A 15,304-nucleotide genomic window follows, 5' to 3' on the forward strand; every position below is an offset into this window, starting at 1 on the left:
GAATTATGTTGGCGGAAGGTGGCTTTGATCATGAAGCAGATGACCATTCGTGCAGAACTGGCGGACTATCTCAAGAAGCATGGGACAACGATCAATCAGTTCGCAGAGGTGTCTAAAGTAAATTCAGGCACGATCAGTAATATCATCAATGGGAATCGTCCTATAGCCATGCAGCAATTAGATCGGATTACAGAAGGTATGGGATTAGAAGAAGGAAGCTACTATGATCTGTATGTGGATGAGTGTTTTGTACACTCCAATCCGAATTGGAGGCGACTTCGGCCATTTCTATCTCGCTGTGCAGAACTAGACAAGCTAGAATGTATTGCGCGGGTAGTTGGGATCATGATGGACAGCTTATCTTATATGCCTTCGTTATTCGATACTGCGGAAGATTTTTTTGTGCAAGGGAAGCATGAAGCAGCAGCGATGTTATATCAGAGTGTGGCAGAGAGTGAGAAGTATCAGCATTCAGAGCGGTTGGCTCTTTGCCAATACAGGTTGTTCACGATCGCTTTGGGTGAGGATCAGGATGCTAATTTGCGAGCGGCTGTGCAATTTGAAGGATTTGTTAATCGGCTTGATGAGGTGGACCAACTCAATGCGCTGAAAGATTTGGCGAATACATATAGTGCTTTGATATCATTCCAAATATGACCGGGCCAGAAAAAGTAGGCTCCAAAAAGAACCTGAAATACCAATATTCTCATATATTCTATATTCTTACGTTTTACGTTCAGTAGTTTATAGAGAGCTTGGAAATTATGATAGAGCTTTACATTATGTTAACCTTTACATGGATAAGAGCTGGATTGGTGAAGACACGGAAGAAGCTCTGCAGCTTATGAATCAATGTATGGAGTGGGCACGGGCTAATATTTACTTGCTGCGAATTTTAAAAGGGGATGTAACGGTGCTTCCGGAATATGTGGCATACATTGAACAAAGAAAGGAAGAGATCCCCTCAGGTCTGTTCAAAATCCTTCAAGCAGCTAATTACTATCAATTTAACGTGGATGATATTCTTCAACAGTTTGAGCAAAAAATATCAGATTGTAGAGATCATCAGCTAGAGATTAGATCCTATAATCAACAAATCTTCGAAGATAGATATACTAATTTGATGGCTGAAATAGCATTCTATTATATGAATAGGAATCAATTTGAGATTAGCATGGATTATATAATGGAAAGTTTAGAATATTCAGTAAAAATCAATAGCGAGTCATGTATAATAAAGTGTGCAGGAATGTTCGAACAACTTCGACATACAGCATCCTTAGAAACACTGAAGGAATATCAAAATCTAATTAGTAAGGTGCAGACAATCAACCAAAAGAAAAATGGCTTTGTTATTGGCAGGCTAGTATCCCTTGGAACACTTTTTTATAGTACTGCACTTCATTGTAAAATTTGGAATTTGACATATACCTCTAGTATATTAATTTGAGGAGGTTGTGTTAATGAATAATCCAGAAATTATCAAAAAAAGAATAGAGGGTGCTAGAGCCAAACTTTATTTGATGGAAAGGGAATACGGAGGATTGTTACATCCAAATGTGATCAGACAGTCGATGAGGTTGGATGAATTAATCAATCAGTACAATAAAGCCATACATAGTGATAACGAGAATTGAAACAAGAAACGGATCGTATAAATTGCTCTCTATTCAAAAGATAAGACCTACATAATGTTATTGCATTTCTGTATAAAACATAAAGCCAGCGTTATGCGTGGGCTTTTTTTGTTTGTATGTTCCTGAAAAATAAATCTAAGCCCCATGCTTGTCATGCCCGTCTGCATATTGCGGCCAAGTCCCTCATAGACATGTACTAATCAATGCATTCAAAACAGGTTAAGGGGATGATGTCATGCGCCGGACAATATGGGTACTCGCGATCATTATGAGCGTGGCCCTGGTGATGACGGGGTGCGGGAAGAAGGATGCCGCTTCCGTGGTCAAGGATTTGAACAATGTGGCCGACAAGTTGGAGAGTAAGCAGGGAACGTACCAAGCTTCAGGCACTATGACCCTGTTCACCGGCGAACAGCCGCAGGAGTATAAGGTAGAGGTATGGTACAAGAATCCTTCTTACTACCGGATCAGCTTGGCGAATGTTCAGAAGGATATTACGCAGATCGTGCTTCGTAATGATGAAGGAGTGTTCGTCCTCACACCAAGTATGAATAAGAGCTTCCGCTTCCAGAGTGATTGGCCGGACAATCAAGGTCAGGTTTATTTGTACCAGACGCTAGTTCGGGGCATTGTCTCAGATAACAATCGTCAATTTGTGGAAGATGGAGATAACTATGTGTTCGAAGTAGCCGCGAATTATCAAAGCAATGCCCTTGTGCGGCAGAAGATTTGGCTGGATAAAAAGACTTATGAGCCTAAACAGGTTCAAGTCTCTGATTCTGAAGCCAAGGTAGTTGTGGATGTGAAGTTTAACACCTTTAAATTCGATACGGATTTCACTAAGGATTCTTTTGATATGCAAAAGAATATGACCACAGGTGCTGCTTCAGAAAGCACAGTAGCTGAGGTTGATGAAAATGGAAATCCAGTTGTAGTTCCGGAGGGTCAGGAGCAGGAGGGGCAACCTGTCGCTGCTGAACTTGGTGACTTTGGGATCATTGAACCGGGGTATGTTCCGGCAGGTGTTGAGTTGAAGGACTCCCATAAAATGGAGGGCAACAAAGATCATGCCGTTCTCATCCGGTATGATGGGGTTTATCAATACACCATTATGGAAGCCCGTCCATTGGACCGTGCAGTAGCATTGGCTCCTGGAACACTGATAGATCTTGGTTTTACCGCAGGACTTCTGAGTGGTGATGAGCAGCAGACTTTGACTTGGATGTCTGAGGGTATAGAGTACAGGATTACAAGTGCTAATCTTCCTGTTAACGAAATGATGCAAATTGCCGCTTCTATGGAGGCACAATCGGGTAAATAATATAAAGTAGGCGGATACTGCGTTTTGTGGGATTCTTTCCTCTACAACGTAGTATCCGCCTTTCTATATTTGCCGGGGCTCTAGCACACATTGACAGCCACCTTCCGTAGCATTACCATGAGTACTAAGACAATAATCAATACAATGCAGCTATGACGTTTTACTACAACGTAAGAAGGTGACTTTGAAGTGCAAGCAAGCTATCGACCGACAGTAGCCGAAATTAATCTGGATGAATTGCGTGCCAATTACGAAGCCTTTCGCCGCTACTTGCCGGCAGAGACAAAGTTTATGGGATGCGTCAAAGGAAATGCGTACGGCCATGGAGCAGTGGAAGTGACACGGGAACTGGAAAGACTCGGAGCAGATTATGTTAGTGTGGCTTTTTTGGATGAAGCATTGGAGCTGCGTCAGGCGGGAATACTGATTCCTATACTGGTGCTTGGCTACACTTCTCCAGAAGGAATAGCCGTTGCCTGGGAGAACCATGTAACTGTAACACTGTTCACACCGGAAGTATTAGAGGCTATCAGACAGCTTCCTATAGATCCGGAACATCGGCTGAAGGTGCATATCAAGATTGATAGCGGGATGGGGAGACTGGGTCTTTTACCAGCGGACGCACCTGCATTTATCTCTGAAGTGCAGTCTGTTGCGCAGGCGGAGCTGGAGGGTTTGTTTACCCATTTTGCCAAGGCAGACGAACAAGACAAAAGCTATACACTGAAACAGCATCGACGGTTCATGAGCGTGGCGGAAACGCTGCGGGAGCAGAACATTCAGATCCCGATCATACATACGGGCAATAGCGCTACGGCCATTGATTCACCTTATTTATCCAGCAACATGGTGCGGGTAGGCATCAGCTTGTACGGATTCTATCCCTCCACTGAGGTGAACCGTCAACTGGTAGAACTACATCCGGTAATGACGCTGAAGACGCAGGTTGTATATGTGAAGAGCCTGTCTCCTTATTGGGGCGTCAGCTACGGCACTCGGTACGTCACAGACAGCGAGGAGATTATCGCAACGCTACCTGTGGGGTACGCAGATGGATATTCCCGCATGCTAACTGGCAAAGCGGAGGTGTTAATACGTGGACGCCGCGTTCCTGTCGTCGGAACAATCTGCATGGATCAGTGTATGGTATCACTCAAATCTTTCGCTGAAGAAGCGGAACAAATTAAAGCAGGCGAAGAAGTTGTACTCATCGGCCGTCAAGCTGACGTGATGGTCACGGCAGACGAGTTGGCTCTCCATCTTGGAACGATTCACTACGAGGTAATTTGCATGCTGGCTCATCGGGTGCCCCGCGTTTATATCCGTGAAGGCACACTTCCTAAATTAGTAAATGCTCTGCTACAATCTTAAAGTTCTTGACAGTGATGTTATTCAAGGGAGAAAATAGAAGGAATTGTATCGTTTTAGGAGATATGACTAAAAGCCTATACGAACCACCATTTCTAGTTTATAATGGGATGCAGCATACTTGATATACTGGCGGCATATATTCCTTGTATAAAATTCCTTGTATATTGCAACACTGGAACACAAGGGCAGAAGGTTTGTGGGGGTGGAAGAGAAGGTGGCCAATTTGCAGAACACCAAAAGAATCATGATCAGCTTGCCCGATCATCTCTTGCAGGAAGTGGACGGAATTGTTCAATTGGAGAATTCCAACCGGAGTGAATTGATTAGGCAGGCCATGAAGCTGTATTTGAGCGAACGGAGGAAACGTTCTATCCGGGAGTCCATGCAGCGCGGCTACATGGAAATGGCTAAGATCAACTTGACCATGGCATGCGAGGCGTTCCTCGCGGAGGAAGATGCAGACAGCACTCTTGGCCGCTTAGTAAGCGGGGTGTAGACATTGATCGTTAAACGTGGCGATGTTTTTTTTGCTGATCTTTCGCCGGTTGTAGGTTCTGAGCAAGGCGGAGTAAGGCCAGTACTGGTAATCCAGAATGATATTGGCAATCGCTTTAGCCCGACGGTAATTGTGGCCGCAATCACGGCCCAAATCCAGAAGGCTAAATTACCTACGCATGTGGAAATTGACGCAGCAGCTCATGGCTTTGACAGAGATTCTGTTATACTGCTGGAGCAGGTTAGGACGATTGACAAACAACGCTTAACTGACAAGATCACCCACCTTGATGATGAGACTATGAAGAAGGTGGATGATTCGCTGCAAATCAGCCTTGGACTGATTGATTTTTAATCACCTAGGGTTATAGATAATCCATGAGATAGGCGCTCGGGTACGAATCCGAGCGTCTTTTGATATGTACATTTTCTTGTACTGGAAATTAGAAACGATATGTCTTCACTTTTTTAAAATGATCTGATAATATTAGACCGTACGGTCGGTTTAGGAGGTGCTTAGAATCAAAGGACGTTCAGATGGAGAAGAAACAAAAAAACGAATTGTACTTAAAGCCACGCAGCTGTTTGTTCAGAAGGGGTATGCAGCTGTAACCATGAATGAAGTTTGCGCAGCCTCGAATGTCAGTAAAGGCAGCTTATATCATCATTTTCCGAGTAAGGATGAACTTTTTCTATATGTAGTGGAAGAAGATACGGCGCAGTGGCTACAGGCGTGGGAGGATAAGAAGAAGGAAATTGTTGGTGTTGAAGAGCGTTTGTATGCATTAGCCGAGCACTATGCAAATGATTTTCAGAATCCGTTGATTCGGGCGCTTGAGGAATTCTCAAGAAGTAGAGCCCATCCGGAGGATATCACTAAGCGGCTTGCTCTTTTATATGAGGCTGCCTCGCATGCGTGTCGCGATCTTCTGAAGGAAGGCATGGACACGGGGTATTTTATAAAGGGAGACTTAGAGGATTATGTAATTATTGTAAATGGCATGCTCGAAGGGATCGGGAGAGTTTCCGAATACTCCATTCATGAAAAGACTCCGGATGATATCAAAAAGTATTACCGGGAATCAGTACGATTGTTATTACAAGGGATATGTACGGGGTAAGATATAGTGGGGCGTGAAAGAAGCTTTACATTCAGGAATCATTGAAGGCTGAAGCTTCTTGAAGGCACCGGAATTGGAAGGACTATTTTTTTGGCTATTATTTAGACCGGATGGTCGGTCTCTACAGGAATACTACTTCGAAAACTTGGCTTTAGAAACCACGGAGGTTAACACAATGTCATTACTACTTAGAAACAGAGGCGCTATGCTTCTTGTTATGCTTAATATTTTTCTTGCTTTTACAGGAATCGGGCTTGTAGTCCCTATAATGCCTACTTACATGAATGAACTTGGGATCAGCGGAAGTACCGTTGGACTGTTAGTGGCTTCATTCTCCCTTGCCCAATTATTAGTATCGCCATTCGCGGGCAGGTTATCCGACAGAATCGGCCGAAAAAAAGTGATTGTGGCGGGTCTGATTGTGTTTGCTTTTTCAGAGCTGCTCTTTGGTCTGGCGAACGTGTCATGGCTCTTGTTCGTTTCAAGATTGCTCGGTGGTGTTGGAGCTGCATTAATTATGCCGGCAGTTATGGCTTATGTAGCGGACACGACCTCTTTTGAAGAGAGAGCTAAAGGAATGGGGCTTATTAATGCAGCCATTACTACCGGATTTATTATCGGTCCAGGGATTGGCGGTTATCTTGCTGAGCTTGGAATGCGGGTACCGTTTTTCTGTGCAGCGGGTGCGGCTGGGGTTGTAGCTCTAGTGACGATTTTGATTTTACCTGAGTCTCTGTCTGTAGAGAAACGGATGGAAGCGAAGGTATTGAAAAATAATCAGGAGAGCTTCTTCACGCAATTGATGCGTTCTTATCGTGAACCGTACTTTTTTGGGTTAATTATTGTATTTGTCATGGCTTTTGGACTGGCTAATTATGAAACGGTGTTCGGATTGTTCGTGGACCATAAATTTGGCTTTACTCCTAAAGATATTGCTTTTGTGATTACCTTTGGTTCGATCGCTGGTGCTGTGGTGCAGGTATCCGCCTTTGGCTGGATTCTGAATAAATTCGGGGAGAATAAGGTGATCTCCACTTGTCTTTTGACTGCTGCATTGTTTATTCTACTGACACTGTTTGTAAGTGGCTTTTGGGCAATTATTGCGGTTACCTTTATCGTATTCTTTGCAATGGATATTCTGCGACCAGCGGTAGGCACTCAGCTATCCAAAATGGCGGGGGAATCGCAGCAAGGCTTCGTAGCAGGGATGAACTCTGCTTATACGAGTCTTGGAAATATCGCAGGGCCTATCGTTGCAGGGTATCTTTTTGATCTTAGTATTAACTTCCCATATGTGGCTTCGGCGTTTGTTCTAGCGTTATGCTTTGTGTTGTCACTTAGTTCTGGCAAAAGGGGAATGGGACAACGCGCGTAAACCATTGAATCTGCCTCCTCTTTAGGCTGGACTTTGGAACAGAGCCGATCTGTGATACTATTTTAGTTATGAGAACAAGAATTGTATAAGCAGATTGTGTACGGGAAGAGGGATACTAATGACGGTAGATAACAGCAATACGGGAGTCATTACGGATGAGGCGGCCGCACAGCGGGAGCAGGAATTGATTACTGTAGCGATTGCCAAGGAATTGAACATTAGCCTGAAGCAGGTGCGTACAACGGTTGGACTGCTGGATGAGGGGAATACGATTCCGTTCATCGCCAGATACCGGAAGGAAATGACGGGTGAGCTGGACGAGAATGCGCTGCGTGATATTGAAGAACGCCTGGCTTATCTTCGCAATTTGGGCGAACGTAAGAAAGACGTTATCCGCAATATTGAAGAGCAGGGCAAGCTGACCAAGGAACTTCATGAACAAATCACCAATGCGGTCAAGCTTCAGGAAGTGGAGGACTTGTATCGTCCTTTCCGGCAGAAGCGTAAGACTCGTGCTAGTGTTGCGAAGGAAAAAGGCTTAGAGCCGCTTGCAAACTGGATTATGGAGCAGCAGAGACAAGGGGACCCACAAACCGAGGCTGCGAAATATATAGATGTTGAAAAAGGAGTGGAGACTGCAGATCAAGCGCTTCAAGGCGCACTTGATATCATCGCTGAGAACATTGCAGATGATCCTGCGATCCGCTCTTGGGTTCGACAATATACGGCAAGTCAGGGTATCCTTGTGTCTGAAGCTAAGGATGCAGAGCAGGAAACCGTATACGAGAACTACTATAGCTACCGTGAACCTGTACACAAAATGCCACCTCACCGTATACTCGCCATTAACCGCGGTGAACGGGAGAATATACTGAAGGTTGGCATTGAGGTTGTCACTGACAAAATTCATGCTTACATTGCGCGGAAGATCATTAAAGGCCCATCCCCAGTGAAGGAGCTGCTAGAAGCAGTGACTGAGGATGCCTACAAACGTCTGATTGCTCCTTCCGTGGAGCGTGAAGTTCGTGGGGAGATGACCGAACGGGGAGAGAATCAAGCGATTTCGATCTTCTCTGGTAATCTACGTAGCCTACTACTGCAGCCACCAGTCAAGGGACGCTGTGTGCTGGGTGTTGACCCTGCATACCGTACTGGCTGTAAACTAGCCGTTGTAGACGATACTGGTAAGCTGCTTGAAGTAGCCGTGACCTATCCGACTCCGCCGAATAACAAAAAGCGCGAAGCCGCTGCTAAGTTCAAAGAATTGATCGCCAAGTACGGTATTCAGCTTATTGTTATCGGTAATGGTACAGGCTCTCGTGAGACGGAGCAATTTACGGCAGAAGTGATTGCCGAAATTGGTAATCTAGAACTGGCCTATCTGATCGTTAATGAGGCTGGTGCGAGTGTCTATTCTGCTTCCAAGCTGGCGCAGGAGGAGTTCCCGGATCTGGATGTGGCAGAGCGCAGTGCGGCTTCTATCGCACGCCGTGTGCAGGACCCACTGGCAGAGCTGGTGAAGATCGACCCGAAAGCCATCGGCGTGGGGCAGTATCAGCATGACGTCTCCCAGAAGCATCTGGAAGAGAGTCTTAAGGCCGTAGTGGAATCGGCGGTTAACCATGTGGGTGTGGATGTGAATACAGCATCTCCAGCCTTGCTCTCTTACGTGGCTGGCGTTAACGGAACGATTGCTAAGAATATCGTTAAATTCCGTGAAGAGAACGGCAAGTTCACGACTCGGAAGCAGCTGCAGAAGGTACCTCGTCTGGGTGCGAAGTCCTATGAGCAATGTATCGGCTTCCTACGGATTCCTGGTGGGGATAACACCTTGGATCGCACGCCCATTCACCCCGAGTCTTATCCGGTGGTGGATCGCTTGTTCCGTGCGCTAAGCCTCGATGTGAATAAGCTTGGCAGCAAAGAAGTGGCTTCACAGCTGGAGGCACAAAATGCCGAGGAGCTGGCTGTGAAGCTGGATGTCGGCGTGCCTACGCTTCGCGACATCCTAGAAAGCTTGCAGCGTCCGGGCCGCGATCCTCGCGAGGAGCTGCCGCTGCCGATCTTCCGCACCGACGTGCTGAAGATTGAGGATCTGGTTCCCGGCATGGAGATGCAGGGAACCGTCCGCAACGTGATCGATTTCGGCGCATTCGTCGATATCGGCATCAAGAACGATGGGCTGGTGCATATTTCCCAGCTCAGCGGCAGCTTTGTGAAGCACCCGATGGACGTTGTCTCCGTAGGAGATAATGTCACCGTCTGGGTGATGGGTGTTGACCTGAAGAAGGGCAGGGTCAGCTTGACCATGCGTCCGCCGCGTGTTGAGGCGGGAAGTCTTAGCTAAATAAAGTTAATGATTTAAACAGAGAAAGCCATCTACTTCGGTGAGGAGTAGATGGCTTTTTTCGTTTGAATGAATGGTATTGAAACAGCTTTACCTATGATGGTCTCGTTAAATTGTCTAGCTTAGAAGCTAATTCATTTAGATTGCTGATGCTGACCACCGTTTCAGAAACATGTTGTTGCTGGACCTCAGCGCTCGCAAGGACCTGTTCAATAGCTGCTGTATTCTCTTCAGTAATTGCAGCCACTGAATTGACCTCACCTAGTACGAGGGTAGAAGCGTGCCGGATGTGGTCACTCCGATCCTTCAAGTCTTCCGCTTGTTCAAGCACTTGGTGTGTATTATTCCGTATGCCCTCGAACAAACGAGCGATATCATCTGTGGAATTTCTTCCTGATTCTACAACAAGCAAACCGTTAGAAACCATATCGCCAACCTGCGCAATATTGTTTTGAATGGTTCTCAGAATCTGAGTAATGTCAGCGGATGCATTGTAGGAGTTCTGTGCCAATTTTCGGATTTCATTGGATACGACTGCGAAGCCTTTGCCATGTTCTCCCGCATGGGCAGCTTCTATGGAAGCATTCAACGACAACAGATTCGTCTGCTCAGCAATCCCCACGATGCTGGAAACAATCGATTCAATCTTCTGATTTTCTTCATTCATTTGTGTCATCAAGCCAACAGTACTCGTTACGATATCCGTAACTTCTGACATAGTTGCAGTTAAACGAACGATTTCATCTTGCCCCTCTTGCGTGATTTGATCCGTTTAACGGCTTCTTTCGCTCATTGAGACGGATGCAGCATTTGCCTGCATAGCTGATTCGTTTAACTGCTGCATGGCATTTGAGATATCGCTAACACTCTGTGCTTGTGATTCCACTCCACTGGCTATCTCTTGAAAGGCGGTTACGACTTCTTTGGAAATTCGATCTGTTGTCAATACGTTGTTATGCATTAGGTTACTAGATTGACTCAGAACTCCTACGGATTCAGTAACACCTGTAAGAATGGTCTCCATTTCCACTTTAGCACGTTCAGCTTCGCTGCTGCTCTTAGACATATTTTTGAACATTTTCGTACCAATCTGACTCTGATAGATCAGAACCAGTATCATGGCGATGAGAAGTGCATTAATTCTTAACACATCTACTGAAGCATAAATTGGTTTTGTCATAAGGAAATAGTTGAGTAAGATCCAAGACATTACACCATTAAGGAGTAATGGACGATAGTTGTGATAGAGGGATACGATGCCTAGTCCCCAATATAGAATAAAAGTGCTTATGATGTTAGTCCCTGCATCGATGTAGAAGTATGAAATGATGTTAAAGCCAATAGCTGTTATGTACATAATATAGGGGGTAGCCACACGTTTCCAAATTAGTATCGTACACAATAAACCAAGGGGAAGCGCTGCTGACATAATCGAAATTATAGTTTGCGGAAATCTGTAAAGCGAAATCGAGCCCAACAGCAAACAGCCCCAAAACAAATACATAATTAATTTGTTTCGCTGGTGTAACTCAGACATTTGATTAATGGGCATATTCTCACTCCATCATGTAATAGTATATTTCTGATTTTTTAGTTTAAGTGATTCCTGAAATGATGTCTATGATGTTATGTTCAGAACAAAGTTCGAACTATGTTGTTTAGGAGATGAGAGCAAGATTATAGGGAAAATCTCCCTGAAAAAAGTCGATAATTGCATAAAATCAATGGAAAGAGGGAATTTCTCCCCATAAATCGGGGTAATATCTATATTTGCTACCGAATCAGTTGAATTATAGGGAGATATTCCCTGATTTCCTTATACAAAACAGGGCAGACTTTACGATTCAATCGATGAGTGAGCGCCTCAGCTGATTGGGCGAATAAATGTCCTGATTTCTCAAGGAATCAGACCTCATGCGAGATAATCTTGAACTAAAAAGGGAAGGCGACATCAACTTTAGCCCCTTGCGGACAGAGTGGACGACCCAGTTAAGCGCTGTGAGTGTGGATAGGATCGAAGCGGATGAGCGTGCATTTATGCGACAATCGATGTCAACGCCGTGCTTGAACAGCATCGTAGATGCTGAGGGATGTTACATCACGGATGTGAATGGACGCAAATATCTTGATTTTCATGGAAATAGTATTCATCAGATTGGCTATAAGAATCCTTACGTCACTGAAGCAGTGAGAAAGCAGCTCGAAGACCTGCCGTTCATTCCGAGAAGATTCACAGCAGATATTGCGGTGAAAGCTGCAGAAGCCTTAATCAACAAAACAACCTCAAAGGACTATAAAGTATTATTCACACCTTCCGGGAGTGCAGCCGTAGGTCTGGCCCTTAAGATTGCTCGCAAACGGACGGGGAAGCATAAGGTCATCTCCATGTGGGAGTCCTTTCATGGCGCGGGGCTGGACACGATCGCTGTCGGTGGAGAATATGTGTTTAAAAAGGATATGGGCCCGCAAATGCCAGGGATGCTGAAAGCCATTCCTTTTAACGGATACCGCAACCTGCTGGGAAGTCATTCCCATGAAGCAGTTGCCACCTTTTGCCTCGACTATCTGGAGTATATGATTCAGCATGAGGGAGAGATTGGGGCGATCTTACTTGAGCCTATTCGGGCGACGGATACACATATCCCGCCTATATCCTACTTCACAAGATTAAGAAAAATATGTGATGAATATGGGATTCTGCTGATTTTGGATGAGATTCCAACAGCGCTGATGCGAAGCGGAAAGCTCTACGTTCATCAGAATTTTGAGATCGAGCCGGATATCCTCGTGCTCGGAAAAGGGTTAGGTGGAGGGGGGATCCCGCAGGCGGCGGTGCTTACCAAAACGCAATATGATTGTGCGGCGGATATTTCTTTGGGTCACTATACCCATGAGAAACCTGCGTTAGGAAGTGCGGCAATCTGTGCCACCATTGATTATATCGATGATATGAAGCTGCAGGAACAATGCATCAGCCGGTCTGATTTTGTAAGACAGAAGCTGGACGCGCTGTGGGCTAAGCATGCTTGCATCGGAGATATTCGAATCGCAGGACTACTGATCTCTATTGAACTTGTGAAGTCCAGAGAGACCAAAGAGAAGGATGAGGAATTAGCTGAGCGAGTCCTGTATTATTGCTTGGAGAATGGTCTTTCTTTTAAGTTGTCTGGAGGGAACTGCATCACATGGCATCCCCCGCTTATTGTATCTGAAGAGCAATTAACGTTTGCTGTTGATCTTCTGGATGAGGGATTGAGTAAATATAGTTGAGGTATAAGTAAGTTCCGAAGCAGGTTTCTTCCGCTCCGTATATGGGGTTGAAGGAACCTTTTTTGAGGTTCAAGGAGTGAAGTACCTGCTAGGCATGGCTAATCCAGAGATCTGAGGGATTCAAATTGAAGATAAATCGTACGTAGGAATGTGTACAGAAGGTGAAAGTGACGGAGGGGGATTTTGGAACTGTAGGAGCGATAGCATCCACCTTTGTCTTCAGATTTCTACCGCTAATAGCGGTTAAAATCAAGAAATCTGAAGACAACAGCAGCCGGAAGTCCAAACATTCACCGCAGTTACGACCCATACCTAAAGTTCAAAATATCAAGTACATGTTATACAGGAGGTGAATTAATTATACGAATGGGATGGAGCAGCATTTAAAAAGATCCGCAACAGCTCGTCTACCGCAGTGTCTAGACGGGAATGATTGTCGGTTGCAAGCCAATCTTCTTGAACGATGATATAGCTGCAGGAGCTGCTTTTTAAATAGCTGTATATAATTTGTGCTTCGTCAATTTCATGGCGAGTAATTGCTGCCGGGGCCTGGTTAAGTTCACCGCAGAAAGTGTCCATAATCGCTGATGTAATAACGGCTTGTAGGTGGGTAATATCGGGTTGATCGTATTCGAGCTTAGTATGCGACAGGATGCGGTTGCCCTTCAGTAGAATGAGTTTAAGGGTCTGTTCATTCATAGCCTCAAGGATTGCGATATTCTGATTCTCTTCAGCAAATTCGATGACCTTCTCTTTGTGAATCAGGAAGCTGATGGCTCCAATATAGTCCCTATATTTGGCGGCCGTTTCGAAGTCATAGTTCTGCGCGGCTTCCGTCATCCTCTGCTCCATATCTTCGAGGATGCTAGAATCCGTGCCGTTTAGTAAGGCTATAACTCTATCAATGATTGTATTATATTGAACGATGGCTTCTCCACCTGCACACATCCCTATGCATAAGCCAAGCGAATGGTTTAAGCATAAGGAATTTTTGAAGCTAGGGTTGCTGCAAAGGATTTTCGAGCTTTCTTTGATGCCTTGCACGGCTCGTTCCACGGTACTTCTACTTGTGTAGGGACCCCAAATATGGTTACCTTTTTGGTCAGCAGGATCATAGGTTATCTCTAACGAACGCATCTTGTCATCCGCTTCTATTACGATATACGTATAGGCTTGTGGATTTTTCATTTTTCTATTGTACATGGGCTTGATCTCTTTAATTAATTTGCACTCCAGCATAAAAGCTTCAAATTCGGTATCTGTAAGGATAATATCCAAATCTTTAATATTTCGAACGAGCTGCTTCACTTTCGGGGAATGAGACTTCGAGTGAAAATAGGACTTTACTCTCCGTTTCAACTGTTTTGCCTTGCCAACATATATTATATGGCCGAGGCCATCCTTCATGAGATACACGCCAGGAGTCAGGGGAAGGCTCTTTAGTTTTTCTGATAAATCGATAGTAACCCCGTCCTCTCATAAGATTGGTTTGATAGTTTTAGTATAAGCTTGCAACCTTCGCTTGATCAAATAAGTCTAAATAAGGAAAACTCAAATGGTGAGGAGGGATCTTATGCACAGTGCAAGAAACATTGGAGGAATGCTTCTGATGGTGAGCATGTTATGGCTTACGGCCTGCAGTGTAACACCTGAAACGGGAACAGATCCAAAGCAGACACAAGAACAGTCTCAATCGGAACAACCATTGACCTCAACGGAGCCATCGCAGACGACACAAGAACCAACCCGAACGGAGCAGTCACAGGAGACGCAGGAACCATCGAGTACCGATCAGCCTCAGGATCAGGAAGGACTTCCACCATCAGTAACGGAAGCGGCGTCTACAGTGATGAAATCCCTTAGGGACAAGGATATGAACCAATTGGCCGCATGGGTACATTCTGAGAAAGGACTCCGATTCTCTCCCTACGCTTATGTAGATACGAAGAATGATATTATGTTTACCAAATCTGAGGTGGAAGGATTAATGAAAGATTCCACGGAACGGGTCTGGCGATCGTTCGCCGGCTCTGGTGATTTAATTGAGATGACATTCGCAGATTACTACAAACAGTTTGTTTATGATGCGGACTTCATTCAGACTGCCGAGATTGCAGTGAATAAGGGGCTTGGGCAAGGAACGACCCTTAATAACTTAAACGAAGTGTATCCTAAGGATCAATATGATTTCGTTGAATATCATATTGATGGCATCGATCCTTCGGTGGAGGGGATGGACTGGCGCAGCTTACGTTTAGTTTTCGAGAAGATCGGAGAGGACCATGCACTAGTAGGCATTATTCATGATCAATGGACACCCTGAGAGTAAGACAACAGGCCACGCTCCCCTAGGGAACATGGCCTGTT

General features: G+C 45.0%; 15 protein-coding genes. 12 read left to right on the forward strand and 3 right to left on the reverse strand.

What is annotated here, in order from left to right; translation table 11 throughout:
• Positions 1-30 precede the first annotated feature (30 nt).
• The 10 genes from MHH52_RS05640 to MHH52_RS05685 all read left to right on the forward strand — a co-directional run bounded on the left by MHH52_RS05640 (position 31) and on the right by MHH52_RS05685 (position 9,667).
• Complete coding sequence (locus MHH52_RS05640) at positions 31-657, forward strand: helix-turn-helix transcriptional regulator (RefSeq protein ID WP_340007176.1); 627 nt, start codon at positions 31-33, stop codon at positions 655-657.
• Positions 658-796: 139 nt separating this feature from the next.
• Positions 797-1,450, forward strand: a complete 654-nt coding sequence (locus MHH52_RS05645; protein ID WP_340007178.1) for a hypothetical protein — start codon at positions 797-799, stop codon at positions 1,448-1,450.
• A gap of 13 nt (positions 1,451-1,463) precedes the next feature.
• Positions 1,464-1,637, forward strand: coding sequence for an aspartyl-phosphate phosphatase Spo0E family protein (locus MHH52_RS05650; protein ID WP_340007179.1), 174 nt, complete (start codon positions 1,464-1,466; stop codon positions 1,635-1,637).
• A gap of 235 nt (positions 1,638-1,872) precedes the next feature.
• Entirely contained in the window at positions 1,873-2,958 is a 1,086-nt protein-coding gene (locus MHH52_RS05655; RefSeq protein ID WP_340007180.1) for an outer membrane lipoprotein carrier protein LolA, read from the forward strand.
• Positions 2,959-3,147: 189 nt separating this feature from the next.
• The gene (alr, locus tag MHH52_RS05660; RefSeq protein WP_313640820.1) at positions 3,148-4,329 is read left to right on the forward strand and encodes an alanine racemase; all 1,182 of its coding nucleotides are present in this window, start codon (positions 3,148-3,150) and stop codon (positions 4,327-4,329) included.
• Positions 4,330-4,543: 214 nt separating this feature from the next.
• Positions 4,544-4,825, forward strand: coding sequence for a CopG family ribbon-helix-helix protein (locus MHH52_RS05665; protein ID WP_025698676.1), 282 nt, complete (start codon positions 4,544-4,546; stop codon positions 4,823-4,825).
• 3 nt (positions 4,826-4,828) lie between these two features.
• Positions 4,829-5,179 (forward strand): type II toxin-antitoxin system PemK/MazF family toxin, encoded by a 351-nt coding sequence (locus MHH52_RS05670; protein ID WP_042124727.1) that lies wholly within the window; start codon positions 4,829-4,831, stop codon positions 5,177-5,179.
• A gap of 157 nt (positions 5,180-5,336) precedes the next feature.
• On the forward strand, positions 5,337-5,945 hold the full coding sequence (locus MHH52_RS05675; protein ID WP_340007184.1) for a TetR/AcrR family transcriptional regulator: 609 nt from the start codon (positions 5,337-5,339) through the stop codon (positions 5,943-5,945).
• Positions 5,946-6,120: 175 nt separating this feature from the next.
• Positions 6,121-7,320, forward strand: a complete 1,200-nt coding sequence (locus MHH52_RS05680; RefSeq protein WP_340007186.1) for an MFS transporter — start codon at positions 6,121-6,123, stop codon at positions 7,318-7,320.
• A gap of 118 nt (positions 7,321-7,438) precedes the next feature.
• Entirely contained in the window at positions 7,439-9,667 is a 2,229-nt protein-coding gene (locus tag MHH52_RS05685) for a Tex family protein (RefSeq protein WP_340007187.1), read from the forward strand.
• A gap of 94 nt (positions 9,668-9,761) precedes the next feature.
• Here the strand turns inward: MHH52_RS05685 and MHH52_RS05690 are convergent, their stop codons facing one another.
• A complete protein-coding gene (locus MHH52_RS05690) occupies positions 9,762-10,385 on the reverse strand; it encodes a methyl-accepting chemotaxis protein (protein WP_313640816.1) in 624 nt (207 codons plus the stop codon).
• A gap of 54 nt (positions 10,386-10,439) precedes the next feature.
• Positions 10,440-11,096, reverse strand: a complete 657-nt coding sequence (locus tag MHH52_RS05695) for a hypothetical protein (protein WP_340007188.1) — start codon at positions 11,094-11,096, stop codon at positions 10,440-10,442.
• A 485-nt stretch (positions 11,097-11,581) separates the two neighbouring features.
• On the opposite strand from MHH52_RS05695, the gene MHH52_RS05700 reads away from it, so the two are divergent.
• Complete coding sequence (locus MHH52_RS05700; protein ID WP_340007189.1) at positions 11,582-12,937, forward strand: aspartate aminotransferase family protein; 1,356 nt, start codon at positions 11,582-11,584, stop codon at positions 12,935-12,937.
• A 354-nt stretch (positions 12,938-13,291) separates the two neighbouring features.
• Here the strand turns inward: MHH52_RS05700 and MHH52_RS05705 are convergent, their stop codons facing one another.
• Positions 13,292-14,344, reverse strand: a complete 1,053-nt coding sequence (locus MHH52_RS05705) for a UvrB/UvrC motif-containing protein (RefSeq protein WP_340009508.1) — start codon at positions 14,342-14,344, stop codon at positions 13,292-13,294.
• A 166-nt stretch (positions 14,345-14,510) separates the two neighbouring features.
• On the opposite strand from MHH52_RS05705, the gene MHH52_RS05710 reads away from it, so the two are divergent.
• Positions 14,511-15,260, forward strand: a complete 750-nt coding sequence (locus MHH52_RS05710; RefSeq protein WP_340007191.1) for a hypothetical protein — start codon at positions 14,511-14,513, stop codon at positions 15,258-15,260.
• The last annotated feature ends 44 nt before the right edge of the window (positions 15,261-15,304 follow it).

This window comes from Paenibacillus sp. FSL K6-0276 (genome assembly GCF_037977235.1).
Taxonomy (GTDB): domain Bacteria; phylum Bacillota; class Bacilli; order Paenibacillales; family Paenibacillaceae; genus Paenibacillus_AQ.